Below are 21,811 nucleotides of genomic sequence, written 5' to 3' on the forward strand. Positions count from 1 at the left end.
GCACGACCAACGGTGCCGCAGGAATCCCTCAATGCGGTTGCAATCGGAGCCTACCAGGGTCGCCTGCGTGCAGTGACCGTCGGGAATTGACGGCCGCCGCCAGATGCGAGCGTCCGGACAGAACCCTTGAGCGCAACCGGCTATCGTCCCGACATCGACTGCCTGCGCGGCTTCGCAGTGATCTCGGTGATCGCGTTCCACTACGACATCTCGCCGTTTCGCAGCGGCTATGTCGGCGTCGACATCTTCTTCGTCATCTCGGGCTTCCTGATCACGCGGATCATTCATGCGGAGGTGCAGACCGGAACGTTCTCGTTCGCGGCGTTCTACCGGCGCCGTGCCCGGCGCATCCTGCCGGCGGCCCTGGCGATGCTGTGCGTGACCCTGCTCGCCGCCAGCGTGATCCTGTTGCCTGGGGACGCGGTGTCGGTGGCGCAACAGGCGCTGGCCGTGCTCGTCTTCTGCTCCAACATCCTGCTGTGGTCGCAGCAGGGCTATTTCGACGCCGCCGCCATCACCAAGCCGCTGCTGCACACCTGGTCGCTCGGGGTCGAGGAGCAGTACTATCTGCTGTTTCCCATGCTGGCGCTCGCCGCCTTCGCGCTGCGGCGGCCGCTGATGCTTGCGAGCTTCGCCGGGCTTTGCGCGACCTCGTTCCTGCTCTGCTTGATCCAGACCCGGCTGCAGCCCGCCGCCGCGTTCTTTCTGTTGCCGGCCCGGGTCTGGGAGCTCGCGCTGGGCGCGCTGCTGGCCGTGGAAGCCCTGCCGGCGCCGCACAGCCAGTGGCTCAGGATCACTGTGGCCGCACTGGGCTGGATCGCGCTCGGCGCCGCCGTCAACCTGTTCTCGCCGCACACGCCCTATCCCGGCACGGCCGCGCTGCTGCCGTGCCTCGGCGCCGCCGCCGTGATCTGGGCCAATCCGTCCCCGAGCAAGGCCGTGCTGACCGCGGTCAAACCGATGATCGCGGTCGGGCTGTGGTCCTACTCGCTCTATCTCTGGCACTGGCCCGTCGTCTCGCTGGCGACGGCGGTCTGGGGTCCGCCGAGCTCTATTCAGCACAAGCTGGCGCTGCTCGGCGCCTGCACCGCGATGGCGCTGACGAGCTTCTATCTGATCGAGCAGCCGGCGAGGCGCGCGCAGTCGCCGGTCACGGCGCACGCGCTGGTCGCGAGCGCATCGGTCGTGCTGCTGGCCTCACTCGCGATCATCGGGCTTGCCGGATTTCCCGCCCGCTTCTCGCCGCAGGAGCGGACGCTGGCGGAATTCATCAGCTACGATCATAAGTCCGCCTATGAGAGCGGCACCTGCTTCCTCGATCCGGGCCAGACCTTCGAGGCGTTGCAGCCGTCGTGCCTTGCCAAAGGCCCGCGCCCGCGCATCCTGGTGTGGGGCGACAGCCACGCTGCTCACCTCATCCCTGGCCTGAAGCGAGCCCTGCCCCAGGCCTCGCTGCTGCGCGCCAGCCTCGCGCAATGCGTTCCTCACGCCGAAGCAGGCCAGTCCGCCGCCTGTGCGGATTTCAACCGCCGGCTGCCACTTCTGGTGCGCGAGCTCACACCCGACATCGTCGTTCTCTCGGGCAATTGGACGCGCACCGCGATGACGCCGGCCGCACAGGCGAGCCTGCTCGCCACGATCAAGGCGATCACGGACAACGGCAGCAAGGTGGTGGTGGTCGGGCCGAGCCCGCAGTTCGACCGCCCACTGCCGCATCTGCTGATTGCCGCGAAGCGCTTCGGCGTCTCGACCGACGGGCACATGCTGGATGGTCTCGGCGAGGTCGACGGCTTCATGCGTGTTCTGCTGAAGGATTCAGCGCGGACCGACTACGTCTCGCTGCTCGCGCTGCTGTGCCCGGCCGGAGATTGCGTGCTCCAGACCTCCGACGGCGCGCCGCTCGCCTGGGACGGTGGCCATCTCACGGCGCAGGGTTCGGAGCTCGCAGGGCCACGGATCGTCGCGGCGTCGCCGGCATTGGCCGCGGCCGCAAGCGCGCCGCAACTGACGGCGAACAGCGCCAACTAGTCGTCCGACAGGAACCTCGCGAACACCGGCGCGGCGCGCTCGCCCATGCGCTGGGCCCCGGCCACGGTGAAATGGCCGGCATCCTGGAACAGCCACACGCCATGCTCGACGACCGGGCAATCCTGGTCGCAATAGACCTCCGAGGGCCTGAGCAGTGTCACCTTGGCGAGCGGCCTGATCGCCTCCGACAGAACGGCGTCGATCACGCGGTTGGTCGCGATCGCCTCGCTCTTCGGCACGGCATCGCACGGCTTGGCGGGTGCGTGCCAGCGCGGCCCCGGCAGCATGCGCAACTGATCGAAGGCGCAATTCACCGGACGGACCTGGCCGCCGACGACGAGGAAATGCCGGCCGGGCCGGTCGAGCAGACGGATAGTCTCGGCGAGATGACCGGCGACCGCGGCGTTGCGGGTCCGCGCCGCCGGCCCATCACCGAGATCGAGATAGTGCTGCCATGCCTGCCCGATCACGACGAAATCGGCCGGCGACTGCCGGATCCGCGGCAGCTCGCTGTCGCGCAGCTCGACGCAGACCTGGGCGCGAGGTCCCTCGGCGGTGAGCCCCGCGAGGGTGGGACATCCGCTCATGGTGGAGACGTGCCCGATCATGCCGCGCGCCTTCAGCGTCGCATCGAGCGCGGCGACATATTGCTGAACGTAGGAATCGCCGAGCAGCTCGACGCCGCGCGTGCCCTCGAGATCGCCGAACGCGCACAGCCGGCCGACGGCGCGGCCGCATTTGTTGAGGCCGAAGCCCTGCAGCTGGAACAGCGCGAGCTGATCGTCGGGCAGCCGCGACACGACGCCGTTGGCGCGGAAAGTGACGTGGGTGAGCGCGGCACCGACGATAAGCACCGTTGCAAAGCTCGCCACCTGCGCGACGCGCGGCCACGGCAACCGCCGCAGCGGCCGCTCGACGATGGCGAACATCAGCGTGGTCAGCACTGCCATCAGCGCGAGCTGCGCTGCCAGTCCCGCCGCGGTCTGCGCCGCATCGCCGAAGATGAAGCGGACGAAGAAGATCACCGGCCAGTGCACGAGATAGAGCGAATAGGACGCGGCGCCGACAACGCGAACCGGGTGAGCCATCACCAGCGACGTCGGGGCATTGGCCGCAATGATGACGGCCGTGGCGATGCAGGGCAGCAGCGCGGCGACGCCTGCCTGGGACTGATAGTAGCCGATGAGGAGAAGGCTGCCGAACAACAGAACATCACCGCAGGCGGCGGCGAGAGAGCGGGCGCGCGGCGACGCTGCCAGGCGAGCCTCGAGCGGAATGGCGAGCGCGCCGATGGCGAATTCGAACACCCGGAATGGCGTCAGGAAGAACACGGCGTCCGGATCGCGCGATGACCAGAGTGCGGCCGCGGCAAGGGACAACAACCCGATCGCGGCAATGGCGCGGAACACATGTCGGCGCGTGCCGAGCCACATCAGCAGCAGCGGCGCCAGCGCGTAGAATTGGACCTCCGCCGACAGCGACCACAGGTGCAGCAGCGGCAACTCATCCGCGCTCGGCGCGAAATAGGCGCTGGCCTCGCGCCAATACTGGATGTTGGCGATGGAGAGCAGCCCATGCGTCGCCTCCTTGGCGAGCTGGCGCAGGGCTTCCGGCGACAGGAACAGCCAGCCGACCGCGAACGTGGCCGCAATGGTTACAACCAGCGCCGGCAGGATGCGCCTTGCCCGCCGCAGATAGAACTCCGACAGCGAGAAGCGCCGGGCGCCGACATCGCGCAGGATCTGCCCGGTGATGAGATAGCCGGAGATGACGAAGAAGATGTCGACGCCGGCATAGCCGGCCGAGAAGCCGGTGATCCTCAGGTGGAAGAGGATGACGATGACGACGGCGATCGCCCGGAGGGCATCGATGTCAGCCCGATGACTGCGTTCCAATGTCGTCCACTCCGCGCATTCCTCGAGGCGGACGAGTTGCGCAGACACGGATGGCAACAGCAGGAAACAGTCATGACGTCATCGGACCCATCCGATGACACCGCGCCGGCGGCGGCGTGGCGGACGTGAAGGGGGTCTGCCGAAGTCGGCCGCAAGTTCGGCAATCCGTTGAACGATCGGCTTGAATACGGCAATCTGGCGGCGCTGAGGGACAATGCGGGGCTGAGGGCGGTGATGAACCTGTTGCGAAGAGAATGGCGGGCAGCGTTCGCGGGAATAGCCGTCGCGGCGCTGCTGGCGGCGACCACCGCAGCCTCGGCGCAAGCCGAGACGCCGGCTCCCGGCGCCGCAGCGCCTGCTCCCGCTCAGACCACGGTCGAGCGCAACGCCAAGGGCGTTGCCGGCAAGCCGATCCAGGTCGGCATCTATCTCAACGTCCAGTCCGACTGCTCATCCGGGCCCCTTCCCGCCATCCGCCTGGTGACGCCGCCGGGCAACGGCACCGTCACGATCAAGCGCGGCAAGGTCAGTGCCACCAACTACAAGCAATGCCTCGCCCTGGAAGTGCCGGGCTTCATCGCCTTCTACCAATCGAAGGCCGATTTCGCCGGCACCGACACGGTGACGCTCGAGGTCAAGTTCCCGCAGGGCCGCACCGAAGTGCAGCGGATCATCATCAACGTCGGCGTCGGGCCGGCGGGGCAGAAGATCTGAGCCGCAACGCATCGACGGCGCGACGACGCCTCCAGCGATGAAGCCGCCTCCAGCCATGAAAAAGGGCCGCCTCATCGGCGGCCCTTTTGCTCGTCCGACGCCGGCCGGGATCAGACGTGGACCTGCGTCTGGGCGTGGCTGTTGTCGAGGATCATCTTGATGACGTCGTCGCCGCCCGTGAGGTTGGTGCCGGTGTCCTTGATGGTCGCCACATTGGTCCAGCCGGAGCCGGTATTGACCTGCAGCGTCAGGTCGCCGTTGTTCAGCACGCCGCTGCCATTGGCCGAGGCGAGGCTGGAGTGCCCGCCACCGTCGACGAAGCGCACCGCGTCGGCGTGGTTGCCGGACACGCTCGCCAGCAGGCCGGAGAGGTCGATGACGTCGCCGGAGGTGCCCGTCTGGAAGTCCAGGATGGTGTCGAGGCCGCCGCCGGCCAGGTCACCGGCGTTCCACTTGAACGTATCCGAACCGCCGTTGCCGGTGAGCTGGTCGGAGCCGACGCCGCCGATGAGAACGTCAGCGCTGCCCGACCCGATGATCGTATCATTGTAGTTCGATCCGATCACGCCTTCCATATTCTTGTAGCTGTCCGTGCCGAGACCGGGAATGGACACGTTCGTGGCGGTCGAGCTCTGAGTCAGCGTCAACGTAAAGCCGGCCGTCGCGTCGGAGAAATCGAGCAGGTCGATCCCTGCCCCGCCGTCGATGGTGTCGTTGCCGCCACCGCCGCGGATGATGTCGTCGCCGTCGCCGCCATTGATCGTGTTGGCAGCACTGCTGCCGATCAGGATGTCGTCGCCCGAGCCACCGGTCACGCGCTCGATGTTGGCGATCGAGCTGAAGCCGGTGGCGGTGCCGGCTCCGAGATTGACCGTCACGTCCTCGCTGGTGATATAGGTCAGCGTGTCACTGCTGCTGCCGCCGAGATCGGCGGTCACCGCCTCGATATTGCTGAGCTTGGTTCCGTTGACGTCGGTGATGACGCCGCCGGCCAACGTGACGTAGATCAGATCCTGCGACGACGTCCCCTCGATGACGAACGTATCAGTGCCAGTGCCGCCGTCGACGATGTCGACGCCGTCATTGACGCCCCAGTAGAAGGTGTCGTTGCCCGAGCCGCCGATCGTGACGTCGTTGCCGCTGCCGCCCCGGATCGAGTCGTTGCCGGCGCCGCCATTGATGTAGTCGTTCCCGGCGCCGCCGAGCAGCGTGTCGTTGCCACCGAGGCCGTAGATGCCGTCATCGTCGGCGCCGCCATTGAAGTTGTTGCCGCCGCTCGACCCGATCATCACGTCGTAGCCACTGTTGGCGTTGGCCTCGAGCGGGTTGTCGACCGTGGCGGTGATAGCGTCGCCGTCATTGGCGCTGTAGCCGGACAGCCAAGGTGCCGAGCCGGTCACATAAGACTTGTCCGACAGCGAGTTGATGGTGAGATTGAAGGCGCCATTGTCGAGCGCGTTGAAGGCCAGATAGGTCGACACGGACGACACCGAATCGGTGGCCGTGACCTTGTAGACGTACAGGCCCGCGTCGTTGTTGTTCGGATCTCCGGTGAACTGATTGCCGGTCCGGTGGATCCAGCTGTCGTCGCCGGTCGAGCTGTAGACGAGGCTGTAGGTGTAGGTGACCGTCCCCGTTCCGCCTGAGAACAGCGTCGCCGCATCCAGGCTGATGACGTTCGGCGAGTCGGTGTTCTTCGACAGCGCATAGCGTCCATCGGCACTCGTGGTGTCCACAACCGACAGCGGCGCGGGCTCATTCGTGCCGTTGATGGTCACGTCGATGACCTGGCTGGCCGTGCCGTCGACCGACTTCACCGTCAGCGTGTCGTGCTTGACGTCGCCATTGTTGAGCGCCTGCACGTTGGCCGCCGAGTTGTTCAGCGTATAGCCCCAGGCCCCGGTCGCCGCATTGAAGGTGAAGGTGCCATACGTCCCTGCCAGCGACGCCGGCGTCTGGAACTGGGCTTCGCCGCTGTCGACGTCGGCAACCGTCAGGGTGCCGCCGGCCGTGAGCGTGCCGTCCTCCTTGACCGTCCCGCTTGCCGTGCCGGTGATCGACGCCGCATCGTTGACGCCGTTCACCGTGACGGTGACGGTCTGCGTGGTCGTCCCGCCATGGCCGTCGTCGATCTTCACCGTGTAGGTCTGATCGATATGGTCGCTGGCGCGCAGCGACTGGATGTCGGAATCGTTGACGGTGAACGTCCAGTTCACCTTGTGGCCGGCGTTGTCCACCGTGGCGTTGAACGAGCCGTAATAGTTGCTGCCCGCGGGGGTCGTGGTGGTCACCGTCTGGGCGTCGCCATCCACATCGGTGAAGGCGATCGCACCGGACGCCTTCTCCACGCCGGGCGTCAGGGCCGTGCTCGGTTGCACCGAGATGTCGTCGATGACGGCACCGCCCGCGCTCGCGAACTTGATGGTCGTCGTCGTCGACGTCGCCGTGAACTGGTAGGTCTGCTCCGTCCAGCCGAGGTTCCAGGCGCTCGTCGTCAGAACGGTCGTTCCGTCGACGCCCGACGTCAGGGCCGTACCGTAGGTCATCACGTAGAAGTCGACGGTATAGGTCATGCCGACGACGGTGCTGATGGTCTGGCTCATCGAGCTCGATGCGCCGTAGAAATCGGCCGAGCCGCCATCCGTGCGGCCGCCCACGACGGTGACGGCATGGGCGCCCCCGACCGTCCACGCATCCAGCGTGTAGAAGTTGCCGTTGTAGTAGCCGAACGAGCCGTTCTGGATCAGGTTGCCGGTCGGCGCCGCATACGAGGCGTCCTCGGTGACGCTTGCCGTGGTCGTTCCCGCCCCGAAGGTCGGCGCGTGGTTCGGCGCGGTGACCGAGCCGGTCTGGCCGCTGGTCACGTTCTCGGCAAAGCCCTGGCCGTCGGTGTAGGTGACGTTGGCCGAGATCTTGTGGCCGACGTCATCGGATCCCAGCGTGTAGGTCGAGCCCGTTGCGCCGTTGATGACGGCGCCGTCCCGCAGCCAGTGATAGACGACGTTCGACGCGGCGCCATCCGGATCGCTGCCGAGATTGGCGGTCAGCGTCTGGCCCTGCGTCGCCGTGCCCGACACGGTCACCGCCGCAGCGCCGTCGTTGACCGGCGTGATCGTCAGCGTGAAAGCGTCCGAGGCAGCATACTCGCCGTCGCTGGCATAGACAGTGGCGTTGACCGCGCCGGCGAAATTCGCCGGCGGGGTGCCGCTGAACGTGCCCGTCGTCGCGTCGAAGTGCAGCCACGCCGGCAGAGCGCTGCCGTCGCTCAGGTTCGCCGACAAGGTCAGCGGACCATTGCTGCCGTCGAAGCGTCCATCGACGTCGGCGAAGGTGTTGGACGGGATGGCGAAGCTGAACGGCTGGTCTTCCGCCGAGCTGCGGTCGGCCAGCGCGTTCTGCAGGGTCGGCGCGTCATTGTTGCCGATGATCTGGATCGTCACCGTCTTGGCGGTGCCGTCCTCGGTGTAGACCGTGAAGCTGTCGGTCAGCGTGGTCTGGTTTTCCTTCAGCGCCTGGACGGTCGGATTGTTGTTGTAGAGCCCGTAGGTCCACTTGCCGTCGCTGCCGATGTCGAACCAGCCGTAGCCATTGGCCGTGTTCGAAGAGGCCGCCTGCCACACGTCGTTGTGACCGTCGACGTCGGTCGAGTTGAGGTCGCCGCGGGCGATGCCGTAGAGCGGGCTGCTCTGGCTGTTGGCGATGCCGCCCTCCTCGGCGATCGTGCCGGTGGCGTCGCCGCTGATCACGGCCGCGTCGTTGACGCCGGTGACCGTGATCTTCAGCGTCGCGGTGTTCGACACCGCGCCCGACGGATCCTTGTCGGTATAGGTGAAGGTGTCGACGGCGTTGACGCCTGCGGCCAGCGCGTCGGCCTTGTCGGCCACGTAGGTGTAGGAGCCGTCCGAATTCAGCGTCAGATGGCCGTAGGCGCCCTCGATCGAGGTACCGATGCCCGTGCCCTGCGTCACGCTGCCGGTGCCGGCAACGACACCGGAGACGACCAGCGAGGACGTCCCGCTATCGACGTCGCTGTCGGCGACCGAGCCGCCGGTCGTACCGCGGACGACGCCATTCGCAGCCGCGATGTTGAGCGTGCCATCCTCAAGCACCGCGTTGGTGTCGGAGTTCGCCACCGGCGGGTGATTGGCGGGGATGACATCGACGCTGACCGTCTGCGTGGCACTCAGATCGCCGCCGCCGACATTGCCGTTGTCGTTGATGGTGATCGTGACCGATCCCGGATGGTCGCTGTTCGGCGTGAAGACGGCGGACGCCAGATAGGTGTTCAGATCGCTGATCTTGAACCCGCTCATCGTGAGCGTCTGGCTGGCATCGAAGACGCCGAGTGACGGAATGGATAGCGTGCCGCCGGAAATGTCGAACTTCACGAACTCGACGACATCGCCGTCCGCGTCGGAGAAGGTGATCGCGTTGGCGCCGGTGAAAGCGAACGCGACGCCCTCATTGGCGGTCACGTGCGCCGGGGCGTGGACCTCGGGCGCATCGTTCACCGGCGTCACGTTGATGGTCAGCTTGCCGATGTCCGTCTGTCCGGCCGCATCACGCACCGTGTAGTCCACGGTATCCGCGCCGTAGAAATCGGCCTTGGGCTTGTAGACATAGGTGCCGTCGGCATTGAAGTGGATGGTGCCGCCCTTGGCCGTCGTGAAGTCGCCCGCCACCACGCTCAGCGTGTCGCCCGTGTCCGGGTCGCGATCGTTGTGCAGAACGCCCTGCACCGGATTGGACACCGTCAGCGTCGTGTCCTCGTTCACGCTGGCTGTGTCATCCACGGCCGTGGGGGCATCTTCGATCGGATTGATGTTGATCGTGATCGTCTGCGTCGCGCTGAGATTGCCGCCGCTGCCGGTATTGCCGTTGTCGTTGATGGTGATCGTGACCGATCCCGTCGTGTCGTTGTCGGCGGTCGGCGTGAACACGGCGGAGGCCAGATAGGTGTTCAGATCGCTGATCTTGAACCCGCTCATCGTGAGCGTCTGGCTGGCGTCGATGACGCCGAGTGACGGAACGGACAGTGTACCGCCGGAGATGTCGAACCGCACGAACTCGACGACGTCGCCGTCCGCATCGGAGAAGGTGAACGCGTTCGCGCCGGTGAAGGCGAATGGCGTATCCTCGTTCGTCGTCACCTGCGCCGGCGCATGGATCTGCGGCGCGTCGTTGACCGGGGTGACCGTGACGTCGATCGTCTGCAGCGCGGTGTTGGCGACATCGGTATGGACGTTGCCGTCCGACAACGTGGCGTGGTCGGTGACCTCGGCGACGACCGACAATGAGAACGTGCCGTTGTAGTTTGCGGGCGGCGTGACCTGCAGCGGATGGCTGTCGAACGCGGCAATCGCTGCGGCGTCGTCGATCACCCATTTGCCGGCGTCGGCGCCGGTTCCGGCATGGCCGACCGAGAAGGTCGCCCCGGCCGGATAGCCCGAAATCAGCAGCCGCACGCTTTCCGAGCCGTCGGTATCGGTGACGGCGGCGCTGATGAGCTTCAGGTCGATCGTCTGATCCTCGGCGCCCGAGGCCGGGCCGAGGTCCATGAAGCTCAGCGTCAGCGAGTCGGCCTTCGGCGCGACGTCGACCGTGACATGCGCGGTCGCGGTGCCGCCATCGCCGTCGCTGACCGTGTAGTCGAAGCCGGCAACGCCGGAGAAGTTCTTGTCCGCCGTGAACACCGGGTTGCCGTTGCTCAGCGACACCGAGCCATGCGTCGCGTTCGACACGCCGGTGACGGTCAAGGTGTTGTTGTCGACGTCGGTGTCGTTGTTGAGAAGGCTGAGCAGCGCGTTGACCGTGAGCGGGCTGTCTTCGCTCGCTTGCACCACATCGTCGTGCGCCACCGGCGGCGTGTTGAAGACGCCGGTCAGCGTGCGCGTACCGTCGGTGAAGGCAAAGCTCTCGTAGTTGGTAAACGTGTCGGTCAGGCCGTTGTAGGTGACCTGCACGCCGATCAGCGTCACGCCGTCCGCCGCGAACACCTTGGTGTAGGTCGCGTCGGCAAACTTGAAACCGAACTTGACGGTGTCGCTGTCGGCGCCGCCGTCGGACACGACGCTGGTGTTGCCGGCAAACCGGGCGAGATCCAGCGTGTCGTTGCCGGAGCCGCCGTTGAACACGATGGTCGACGGCGCGATCGCGGTGCCGCTGATATCGGTGATCGTCACCGTGTCGCTGGCGGTGCCGCCGGTGATGGTGATGCGCTCGATCTCGTCGGCGCGGATGGTCGCGCCGTTCGGACCGTCGTAGCGCACCAGAATGTCGGTGGCGTTGCTTGCCGAGGGGTCGTTCAGCGTCGGATTGATCTCGGTGCCGGTCGAGGTCTTGCCGATGGTGAAATTGCGGGCATTGGCATCGCCGGTGATCGCGAGCACGTCGTAGTTCGGATAGGCCGCGCCGGACTCCGAGCCGCCGTCGACGACGTCGCTGCCGTCGCCAACGGTGTACAGGAAGGTGTCGTTGCCGGCGCCGCCGAACAGCCGGTCGTCGCCTGCCCCGCCCTTGATGACATCGTTGCCAGCACCGCCATACAGCGCATCGGCGGCGCTGCCGCCGACCAGGATGTCGTCGCCGCCGGAACCGTGGGCCTCGGTCACGCCGCCCAGCTTGTCGGTGCCGACGACCTTGTCGGTCACCGAGGCACGGTCGGTCACGCTGTGGGCGCCGACCGTCTCGCCGAGGACCGTCGCCGAGCTGTCGCCGAGATTGACGAACACCGGCGAATTCGGCGCGTCATAGCGCGTCGTCGTCACGGTGCCTGCGGCATCGACCCGGATGGTGAAATTGTTGGTGAAGACGTCGTGGTCGCGATCCTCGACCGCGAACGCGAAGTTGAGGTCGAGATACTGATCGGCCGCGCTCGGGGTCCCGATCGGCGCGGGGTGATCGAGCGGCTGCAGCAGAATGAAGTTGTAGGAGCCGGTGCCGGCCTCCGACAGCGTCACCGTGAACACCGCCGCATCGGCGGCATTGCCCGTCACCTGGCCGTTCTGCCCGATATAGCTGCCACCGCTCATGCGATAGGCGGTCAGCGTCGTATGATCCGCCGACATCACATAGGTCAGGCCGAAGCCGAGCGAGGTCAGCCCGGAGAGCTGGTGATTGGCCGCATCGTAGACGCGGACCGGCGACGAGCCGAAGAAGGTCACCGACGGACCGGAGCTGTCGCCGTCGGCTCCGTAGGTGATGCGCAGATCGACCGCGCCGGTCGAGACATTGCCGGCCGCCTCCGAGACCGCGACAATGTCGACATCCTGCGACTGCGGGGCATCGTCGTTGACGGTGATGATGATCTGGTCGTGCAGCGCGACGGAATCGCCGTCCGAATCGGTGGCGGTCACCGCGGTCGACAGATCGAGCGTGAGCGCGTTGTCATGGCCGGTGCCGGCGTGGTCCAGCGCGCCCTTCAGACGGAACGAATACTGCCCGGTGTTGGGGTCGACCTGGAACTCGAAGATCGTAACCCCGCCGGCCTTGGCGATCAGCGTGTTGTCGACGCCGATGCTGTAGGTCAGCGCCACGCCGCCCGACGTCAGCGACAGCAGCTCGGGCGCGAGGTTGGTCTTCTCGACCGTATAGGTGCCGGGCTTGTCGGCGCCGAACGACACCAGCGAGCTCAGATTGCCTGTGAAGTAGGAGTCGTTGCCGTTGCCGTCCCCGTTGAGGTCGCCGCCATGGTTGCCGGTGGCGGTCACCACCGTGCCGTTCGGCAGCTCGCTCTCGTAGACACTGGCTCTCAGCACCGCCGCGGTCGCGACAGGCGTGTCGTCGTCGATCGTCACCGCGAACGAGGAGCTGGCGCTGTCGCCATCCGCATCGGTGGCGGTGAAGCCGAAGCTCAGCTTGACGTCGTTCTCGTTCTGGCCGGCCGGATGATCGACATGCTTCAGCAGCGTGAAGCTGTAGCTGCCCGCGCCGGAATCATCGAGCGAGACCTTGAACACCTGGTTGGCCGCCGATGGCGGATTGCCGTTGGTCGGATTGCTGCCGGTGTAGCCATAGACCGTATTGCCGACGACCCAGAGCTTGACCTGGACGCCCTCGACGGTCAGCAGACCGGCGTCCGAGGTGGCGTTCTGGCCGTTGGTGATGCCGCTGAACGCGACCGCGCGGTTCACGCTGCCGCTGTTGTTGTCGTCGGCGCCCCAGGAGATCGCCAGCGAGCCGTTGGCCGTGACATTGGCGCCGGCGACGTCGCCAGTCGCCGCTCCGGTGTTGCCGCCGGAAAGACCATCCTCGTCGACGGTCCCGGCGTCAGCCGTGCCGATCGCAGGCCGGCCGTTGTCGTCATTGATAGTGACGGTGAAGTTGCCGCCGGAGGCGGTGTCGCCGTCGGCGTCGGTCGCGGTGAAGCCGAGCTTCAGCGACAGCGCGTTGGTCTGGCCCGAGCCGACGTGATCGACATTGTCCAGAAGCTCGAAAGTGTAGCTGCCGGAGCCATCGTCCGACAGCGTGATGTGGAACACCTTGCGGTCGTTCGTCGTGAGCTGGCCGCCATTGTCGTTGGCGACGCCCCAGATCTCTGTGTCCGACACGCGGATGAACTGCACCGCCGTGCCGTTCGAGGTCAGGGTCGGGCTGCCCGCGCCGGTGGTCTTGACCACATCGCCGGTATGGATCGCGCTGTCGAACGCCACGCTGCGATTGGCCGCGCCCGAATTGTTGTCGTCGGCGCCCCAATTGATGTTGAGCGCGACATTGGCCGCAGTCTGGGTCTGGAACACCTCGGCGCCGGCGGATCCCGTGGTGTTCTCGGTCAGCGTCGCGGCGGCCGCCGAACCGAGCACCGGCACGTCGTCCTTGACCGAAACGGTGAAGCTGTTGCTGGACGTGTCGCCGTCGCCGTCGGTCGCCGTGAAGCTGAAGGACAGCTTGACGATGTTCTCGCCGCTGCCGGCGGGGTGATCCAGGGTGCCGAGCAGCTTGAAGCTGTAGGAGCCGTCGTTCTGGTCGCTCAGCGACACTTCGAACACGCGGGTGCCGTGAGCAAGATCGCTGCCGGTGTAGCCGACGAGCACGCCGTTCTCGAAGCTGTACTTCACCGTCTGGCCGTCCGACGTCAGCGTCAGATTGTGGCCCGCGCTGTCCTCGGCGTCGACATTCGCGCCGGCGCTGGTGTAGCGGAAGGTGACCGAGCGGTCGCCGAGCCCGCCGCCCGCGGTCTTGTTGCTGTCGTCGGAGCCCCAGCTGATGTTGAGGTCGCCGCTGACCGAGGTCGACTCCTTGGAAGAATCGGTGCCGCTCGGCAGATCGTCCTCGTCGACGGTCCTGGCATCACCGGCCGCCGCCACCGGCGCGGTGTCGAGCACGTTGACCTTGAAGCTGCTGCTGACGCTGTCGCCGTCGGAATCCGTGGCCTTGAAGCCGAAGGTCAGCGGCAGGCTGGTGCCGGTCTGGCCGGACGCCGGGTGGTCGATGTTGTCGTACAGCGTGAACTTGTAGCTGCCGTCGCCAGTGTCGGACAGCTGGATGGTGAAGACGGTGCGGTGATCCGCGGTGACTGCCGTCAGCAAGGTGCCGTCGCCGGAGATCGTGTAGCTGATCGCCGAGCCGTCGGAGGTCAGGCCCGTGGCGCCGGCGACGGTGGTGAAGGCCACCGCGCGGTTGTGCCCGACACCCGTATTGTTGTAGTCGGCGCCCCAGGAAATGGCGAGGCTGCCGGTCTGGACCGTCGAGTTCGACGCATCCGGGTGGCTCGTGTCGTAACCGTCGGTCGGCAGATTGGCCTCGCTGACGGTCTCGTCCTCGGCGCAGCCGACGGTCGGCACGTCGTCGGTCACCGCAACCGTGAAGCTGCTGGTGGCGCTGTCGCCGTCGGAATCGGTGGCCTTGAAGCCGAAGCTCAGCGCCAGGCTGTCGGCACCCGACTTGCCATGGTCGAGGTTGTCGAGCAGCGTGAACTTGTAGCTGCCGTCGCCGTCATCGCTCAGCGTGACGGTGAACACCGTGCGGTGATCGGTAGTGACCGCGCTCAGCGTGGTGCCGTCGGATGAGACCACATAGCTGATTGCATAGCCGTTCGACGTCAGCCCTGCCGGTGCGGTCGTGTCGAAGAACGCCACCGAGCGGTTGTTGGTCGCGCCGGAATCATTGTCGTCGGCGCCCCAGGAAATCGCGAGATGCCCGGTCTGCACGGTCGAGTACGGCGAATCCGGGAAAACGACGTCGTAGAGATCGGTCGGCAGGTTGGATTCGCTGACCGTCTCGCTCTCGGCGTGCCCGATCGTCGGGACGTCGTCGACGACGGTGACCGTAAAGGTGCTGCTGCTCGCATCGCCGTCGGAATCGGTCGCAGTGTAGTCGAAGGTCAGCTTGACGACGTTGCTGCCCTGCCCCGCCGGATGATCGAGATTGCCGAGCAGCTTGAATGTGTAGGTGCCGGTGCCGTCGTCATCGAGCGAGACCTCGAACACGCGCTGACCGGAATTGAGGCTGTTGCCGGTGTAACCGACCAGCACGCCATGATCGAAGGCGTATTTCACCTGCTGACCGTCCGACGTCAGGCCGCTGAGACCGACATCGCTGCCGTTGGTCACATGGACGTCGGCGGCGGCGTTGGACGTGTTGGTGAAGCGGACCGAGCGATCGGCTGCGCCGTTGTCGTTGTTGTCGGCACCCCATTTGATGTTGAGCGCGCCGGTCACCTGGGGATCATGGCTGCCGCCATCATGACCGCCGAAATCGGGGCCGCAATCGCCGCCGCCGGCGTTGAGATCGGCTTCGTTGATGCTCTTGGCCGTCCCGGTATGCGCCTCCGGGCTGTCGTCGTTGACGCTGACCTTGAACGTGCCGCCGATCTGATCGCCGTCGGAATCGGTGGCGACGTATTTCAGAGTCAGCGCAATGCTGTCCTCGGTGTTGGGCACCGGGTGGTCGAGATTGTCGAGCAGCGTGAAGGTGTAGGAGCCCGAATCGAGATCGGACAGCTTCACCGTGAACACGGCGGCATTGGCCTTGTTGCTGGTCCAGTTGCCGTTGCCGTCGATGTAATGCTGTCCGTCGAAGCGGTAGGCCGTGATCAGCGTGCCGCCTTCGCTGACGGCGTAGGACAACGCGACGCCGTTCGACGTCAGGTGCTGCGCGGCGAGCGAGGAGGTGGCGTCGGAGGCGAAGGTGACGGCGCGGTCGCCGTTCACCGGTGACGCACCGGTGATCCCGACATTGCCGAGATTGTTGGCGCTGTCGGCGCCCCAGGAGATGCCGAGAGCACCCGTTGCGACGGTGTTCTGGCCGGGAACGTCGCCAGGCCCGCCCGCGAGCCCGGTGGCAAGCCCGTCCTCATCGACCACGCCAGTCGCAATCTCCCGGTTCAGCACCGGCGCGTCGTCGTTGATCTTGATCTTGAAGGTGTCGGAGACCGCATCGCCATCCGAATCCGTGGCGACGAAGCCGAGGGTGAGCGTGACGTCGTCCTCGGTATTGTGGCCCGGATGATCGATGTTGTCGATCAGCGTGAAGCTGTAGGACCCCTGCCCCTGGTCGGACAGCGACACCGTGAACACAGCGGCCTTGGTCAAGTCGCCGGTGGCATGGCCCTGGCCGTCGACATAGGTGTGATGGGCTTCATCGTAGCGGTAGGCCGTCAGCAGCGTGCCATCGGCTGACACGGTGTAGCTCAGCGCGACGCCGTTCGACGTCAGATGCTGTGCGGAGAGCGTCGAGATCACGTCGGAGGCGAAGGTGACGGCGCGGTCGCCATTGACCGGGGCGCCATCGATGCCGCCGTCGACATAGCTGTTGGCGCTGTCGGCGCCCCAACGGATGCCGAGGAAATCGGTCACCGTCAGATTGGCGCCCGCAGCGTCCTTGCCGTCCGCATAGGAGTTGCCGGGATTGCCGAGACCGTCCTCGTCGACCACCGAGTAGCTGACGCGCTCGCCGAACACCGGGGCGTCGTCGTTGACCTCGACATTGAAGCTGCCGTGGATCGCATCGCCGTCGGAATCGGTGGCGACGAAGCTGAAATTCAGCCCCTGATTATCCTCGCTGCCGTGGACCGCGTGATCGAGATTGCCGGTGAGATTGAAGGTGTAGGAGCCGTTGTCCTGGTCCGACAGCAACACGGTGAACACCGTGGCGCTGGCGAGGTCCTCCGTCGGCTTGCCGTTCGCGTCGACATAGGTCTCGTGGGCGGCGTCGTAGCGATAGGCGGTCAGCAGCGTGCCGTTCTCGGAAACCTGATAGCTCAGCGCCGTTCCGTTCGACGTCAGCCCTAGCTCCTCGAGCGAGGACACGGCGTCGGCAGCGAAAGTCACGGCGCGATCACCCTTGACCGGGGCGCCATCGATGCCGCCGTCGACATGGCTGTTGGCGCTATCGGCGCCCCACAGGATCGCGAGCGACCTGGTCACCGTCAGATCGGCGCCCACGACGTCGCTGCCGTGCGGATAGCTGTCGCCGGCATTGCCGAGGCCGTCCTCGTCGACGACGCCGGCACTCGGCGCATCGCCGAACACCGGCGCGTCGTCGTTGACCTTCAGGGTGAAGCTGTCGGTGACCGCGTCACCGTCCGAGTCGGTGGCGACGAAGCCGATATTGAGCGTGATGTCGTCCTCGGTGCCGTGCACCGGGTGATCGAGATTGCCTTTCAGCTCGAAGGTGTAGGAGCCGTGGTCCTGATCGGACAGCGACACGGTGAACACCGTCGCATGGGCCGAATCCGTCGGCTTGCCATCCGCGCCGACATAGGTCTCGTGCTCGGCGTCGTAGCGATAGGCCGTCAGCAGCGTGCCGCTCTCGGACACGACATAGGTGAGACCGAAGCCGTTCGATGTGAGATTCTGGGCGTCGAGCGTCGCGACCACGTCGGCCGCGAAGGTCACGGCGCGGTCGCCGTTGACCGGCGTGCCATCGATGCCGCCATCGACATGGCTGTTGGCGCTGTCGGCGCCCCAACGGATGCCGAGCGTATCGGTGACCTTCAGGTCTTCGCCATAGGCGTCGCCGTCGTCCTTGTAGCTGTTGCCGGCGTTGCCGAGGCCGTCCTCGTCGACCACCGAATAGCTCGGCTTCTCGCCGAAGGTCGGTGCGTCGTCATTGACCTTCACCGTGAAGGTGTCGGTGATCGCATCGCCATCGGAATCGGTGGCGACGAATCGGATGTTGAGGGTGATGTCGTCCTCGGTGCCGTGCACCGGGTGATCCAGGTTGCCCGACAGCGCGAAGGTGTAGGAGCCGTGGCCCTGGTCTGACAGCGACACCGTGAACACCACGGCGCCCGACAGACCCTCGCCTTCCAGCGGCTTGCCGTTGGCATCGACATAGGTCTCGTGCGCGGCATCGTAGCGATAGGCGGTCAGCACGGTGCCGTTCGCCGACACGTCATAGCGCAGGGCAAAGCCGTCGGAGGTGAGATCCTGCGCCTCGAGCGAGGCCACCACGTTCGCGGCGAAGGTGACGGCGCGGTCGCCGTTGACCGGCGCGCCGTTGACCGGCGCGCCGTTGATGCCGCCGTCGACATTGTTGTTGGCGTCGTCGGAGCCCCAGCGGATTCCGAGCGTATCGGTGACCGTCAGGTCCTCGCCATAGGCATCGTGGCTGTCGGCGTAGCTGTTGCCGGCATTGCCGAGGCCGTCTTCGTCGACCACCGAATAGCTCGGCTTCTCGCCGAAGCTCGGGCCGTCATCGGCGACGTTGACGGTGAAGGCGCTGTTGACGGGGTCGCCGTCGGCGTCGGTTGCAACCACCTTGAAGGTCAGCGGCAGCGACGCGTCGTTGGCGCCGTTGTGGTCGATGTTGTCGGACAGCGTGAAGGTGGCGCTGCCGGAGCCGGTGTCGGACAGCGACACGCTGAAGATGGTGCGCGCGCCCTCGCCCTCACCTGCCGTCGCGATGATCTCGGTGCCGTTGGCCGACAGCGTGTAGGAGATGGCCTCGCCGTTCGAGGTCAGGCCCAGCGCCTGCAGGGTCGCGATCTCGGACGCGTCGAACACCAGCGAGCGGTCGCCGTCGACCACGGTGCCGTTGGAGCCGCCATCGACCTTGCTGTTGCCGTTGTCGGCACCCCAGCCGATGTGGAGGTCCACGCTCGCGGTGGTCGGCTCGAAGCCGTCGCCGCCCGAGGGCTTGGCGTCGCCCACGATTTTGGCGCCGAGCTCGCTCTCCCCGCCGCCCTCACTGCCGCCGCCGGTGTGCTCGGCGACATTGATCGCCTCGACGGTGCCGGCGACCGGCGAATCGTCGTTGATGCCGATCACGATCGTCACCGGCGCGGTGTCGCCGCTGCCGTCGATGGCGATGACGTTGAAGGTGAGGTTCAGCGTGTCTTCGGTGCCGAAGACCGGATGATCGAGCGGCTGCAGCAGCGTGACCGTGTAGGTCCCCGCGATCGTCGAGTTGGCGTCGAGCGTGACGGTGAACACGTGATTGGCGACGATCGAGGGATCGCTGCCGATATAGCCGATCAGCTCCGGCTGGCCATTGACGGTGGTGATCGCAAAATGCACCTCCTGGCCGCCGGAGGTCAGTCCGGCGAGACCGGGCTGCGACGCCGCGAACGCAAAGGCGCGGCCGATCACGTCGGTGCCGAAGTCGACGTTGAGCGAACCGGTGAAGCTCGTCGCCACGCCGCCGATGTCGCCGCTGCCGCCGGGCCGGCCCTCGGACAGTCCGTCCTCATTGAGCACGACGCTGTCGGCAACGCCGGCGATCGGCGTCGGATTCGGCGTGACTGGCCTGTCGCCGAATTGAGTGCCGATGTCTTCGGCTCCCAGCAGCCCCAGCGGCATGCCGACAGTCAGCGGGTCGACCTTGAACGTTCCGAAGTTCGCGCCGGCAGGCACGCCCGGCGCTCCGGGCGTCCCCGCGGCCGGCAGCACCGACTGGTCGGTGGTGATCGGAAACAGTTCGGCAAACTGATCGCCATTGATGATTCGATCGGGGCCGACTTCGAAGCTGACATCCTTCAGCGGGGCGCCGTTGGTGTCGAAAACCGGGTCGATCGAGACCGTCGACTGATTATCGAACAGGATGATCAGGCGGTTGCCGATTTTGACGAAGGTCAGCCGCTCGCTGGCAATGTCGCTGAAATCGATCTGGTTCGGGCCGTCGAGATGGACCGTAACGGCTTGGTTGCCCTGCGGCTTCCCGATCTTGAGGTGCTTGGCCGAGGCGCTGGATGGCTGCGTGGACGTGCCGGTCAACTGGGCCAGCAGGACAGGAGCATTCATGCGCCAAAACCTCCAAATATGGGGCGCTTTGGTGGCGCCCCATTTCTATCGTTAAACTATTATTAAACGAGAATACGGGTCAATATTACCGGTTCTTGTTAATCAGACTTTAGGGACTTTGGGTAAATGCAGTCAAGTGCAGCGGCATTTGCGAAGGTAAACAAGGCTGTGCCTATGCTTCCGCCTAAGGGGCGGAGCTGCCTGAACGACAAGAATAAATGGAGGCGAGGCCTGCAGAATTACTGCCAATTCGCAGTTATTCAATCGCGCAATACTCGGGGAACAACACGCACGCTGTTGGGAATAAGAGCTTGCTGCCATCAAACGGCCGAAATGGAACCGGCCTCTCGCGAATTATTTGCGAAAGGCAGGAATTATTCTTGAAGAGGATTGAAGTCGCGGCAGATTGCCTCAGATGCGACTGACGACGCAGGCCACCGGTTCGTATTTGCGGAAATACAACAAAGCTTGGTCACCGATGCCATCGAGCCACACCCCGCGGCCCGCATAGCGATAGCCGTCGCCCATCGGGACGAGACGAACTGGAATCGCGCGATGGGGATGGAGGTAGAGCTGTGCGGTGACGATCTCGCCCGGCGCAAGCACGGGGCGTGAGCGCAGCATGTAGCTGCCGCCATTCTCGCAGGCGATCGAAAACGCCGCGCCCGGCAGCATCACCGCGTGAGCCTGCGCGCGGCCGATGAATCCACCGATCGCCGCCAGAGCCAATGCCCCGCAAATCATCACTTGTTTGATATTCACCCCGGCCCCCTGCTCGCCAGCTTCCCTGCGCGCATTAAGACCGTAAATGATCTCGGCTACAAGTCGTCCGCCTGCGACATTCAGAGCAGCAGCGGCCGACCCGGATCCCGGCCGCCGCCGATATCGGCTTCCGCCGCCGGCGCGACGTCGCTCTCGCTCTCGTGGTGCGGCCGCTCGGCATAGGGCGCCGCGAACAGGCTGACGCCGCGATGATCGATGGCAAACAGCGGCATGAAGGACTGCAGATCGCGGCCTTCCATCAGAGCGGCCCGCCGGTTGTCGAGCATGGACCATTTGCCGTCGAGCCGCACGGCGACGACGGCGTGATCCTGCCGCACGGCGAGGTCGCGGACCAGCAGCAGCTTGATATCCGATTCGGGCGTTCCCGCCGCCAGCAGCAGCGCGTATTTGGCGATCGCGTAATCCTCGCAGTCGCCGAGGCCGCTGCGCAAGGTCTGCAATGGCGAACTCCAGACGTCCGGCACGCCGTGTTGCTGGTCGTCGCTGACGTAGCGCACCGCCTGGTTGACGCCGCGATTGATCATTTCCGCGCGCGCGCGGCCGTCGCCAGCCGCAGCCGCCGACCGCGTCAGCGCGACGAAGATCCGCTCCGACGCCGAGCAGCGTGCGTCGTCGCCGTTGCAACGTTCGACCGAGATCCGCTCGCTTGCCATCGCGCCCTGGATGCCGCGCCATTTCACCCACAGCACGCCCTCGGGGGCACGGAACGTCATCAGGCCGAACGGCTCGTCGCTTGGCATCGCGACCGCTGGTGCCTGCGGGGCGTCGCTGACGGCTCCGGCGCGCCCGGATGCATCGGTCGATGCGACTTCCACGGGTCCAGAGGCGGAGCGACGCAGGCCGTCATGCTTGGCGAGCACGGCATTGATGGTGAAGAAACGGACGGGCGGCGGCACCGGCAGCGCGCCATCCGCAGTGCCCTGCGCAGACCTGCGGTTTGAAGTCTCGGCAAATGCGGCGCCGGCGCAACCGGCCCCCACCGACAAGGCAAGCACAAGCCCCAGCGCACGCGGGAGAACCCGCGGCCGATCGATCCGCAACATCAGTGACGCCCCGTATGCTCCGGGGCATCGGCCGACGTCATCGCGTCGATCCCTGTCCCGGTCGTTATCGGATCAGGGATAGGGCCGGCGCTGCTTCGGGCCGGTTAAACCGCAATGATGTTCGCCGCCAAGCTGCGAACGCGACTAATCACGGCCAACCGAACCG

The 21,811-nt window shown here is 65.9% G+C and carries 6 protein-coding genes; 2 read left to right on the forward strand and 4 right to left on the reverse strand.

What is annotated here, in order from left to right; translation table 11 throughout:
* The first annotated feature begins 126 nt into the window (after positions 1 to 126).
* The gene (locus tag ACQR1F_RS09655; RefSeq protein WP_434912929.1) at positions 127 to 2,028 is read left to right on the forward strand and encodes an acyltransferase family protein; all 1,902 of its coding nucleotides are present in this window, start codon (positions 127 to 129) and stop codon (positions 2,026 to 2,028) included.
* On the opposite strand, the gene ACQR1F_RS09660 is transcribed toward ACQR1F_RS09655, so the two are convergent.
* Entirely contained in the window at positions 2,025 to 3,923 is a 1,899-nt protein-coding gene (locus tag ACQR1F_RS09660) for an acyltransferase family protein (protein ID WP_434912930.1), read from the reverse strand. The two genes, ACQR1F_RS09655 and ACQR1F_RS09660, sit on opposite strands and share 4 nt — an antisense overlap.
* A gap of 234 nt (positions 3,924 to 4,157) precedes the next feature.
* Between ACQR1F_RS09660 and ACQR1F_RS09665 the strand changes: the two genes are divergently transcribed.
* Complete coding sequence (locus ACQR1F_RS09665) at positions 4,158 to 4,637, forward strand: hypothetical protein (RefSeq protein ID WP_315801373.1); 480 nt, start codon at positions 4,158 to 4,160, stop codon at positions 4,635 to 4,637.
* A 110-nt stretch (positions 4,638 to 4,747) separates the two neighbouring features.
* On the opposite strand, the gene ACQR1F_RS09670 is transcribed toward ACQR1F_RS09665, so the two are convergent.
* The 3 genes from ACQR1F_RS09670 to ACQR1F_RS09680 all read right to left on the reverse strand — a co-directional run bounded on the left by ACQR1F_RS09670 (position 4,748) and on the right by ACQR1F_RS09680 (position 21,645).
* The gene (locus ACQR1F_RS09670; RefSeq protein ID WP_434912931.1) at positions 4,748 to 19,819 is read right to left on the reverse strand and encodes a VCBS domain-containing protein; all 15,072 of its coding nucleotides are present in this window, start codon (positions 19,817 to 19,819) and stop codon (positions 4,748 to 4,750) included.
* A gap of 411 nt (positions 19,820 to 20,230) precedes the next feature.
* A complete protein-coding gene (locus ACQR1F_RS09675) occupies positions 20,231 to 20,581 on the reverse strand; it encodes a hypothetical protein (RefSeq protein ID WP_315801018.1) in 351 nt (116 codons plus the stop codon).
* A gap of 80 nt (positions 20,582 to 20,661) precedes the next feature.
* Positions 20,662 to 21,645 carry a transglutaminase-like cysteine peptidase gene (locus ACQR1F_RS09680; protein ID WP_434912932.1) on the reverse strand — a complete coding sequence of 328 codons (984 nt, stop codon included), beginning with the start codon at positions 21,643 to 21,645 and terminating at the stop codon, positions 20,662 to 20,664.
* Positions 21,646 to 21,811 lie beyond the last annotated feature (166 nt).

This window comes from Bradyrhizobium sp. HKCCYLS3013, assembly GCF_051167615.1.
Taxonomy (GTDB): Bacteria; Pseudomonadota; Alphaproteobacteria; order Rhizobiales; family Xanthobacteraceae; genus Bradyrhizobium.

Coding starts and splice junctions, on each gene's coding strand:
- ACQR1F_RS09665 (WP_315801373.1), top strand. CDS start 4,158: ATGAACCTGTTGCGAAGAGAATGGCGGGCAGCGTTCGCGGGAATAGCC.
- ACQR1F_RS09670 (WP_434912931.1), bottom strand. CDS start 19,819: ATGAATGCTCCTGTCCTGCTGGCCCAGTTGACCGGCACGTCCACGCAG.
- ACQR1F_RS09680 (WP_434912932.1), bottom strand. CDS start 21,645: ATGTTGCGGATCGATCGGCCGCGGGTTCTCCCGCGTGCGCTGGGGCTT.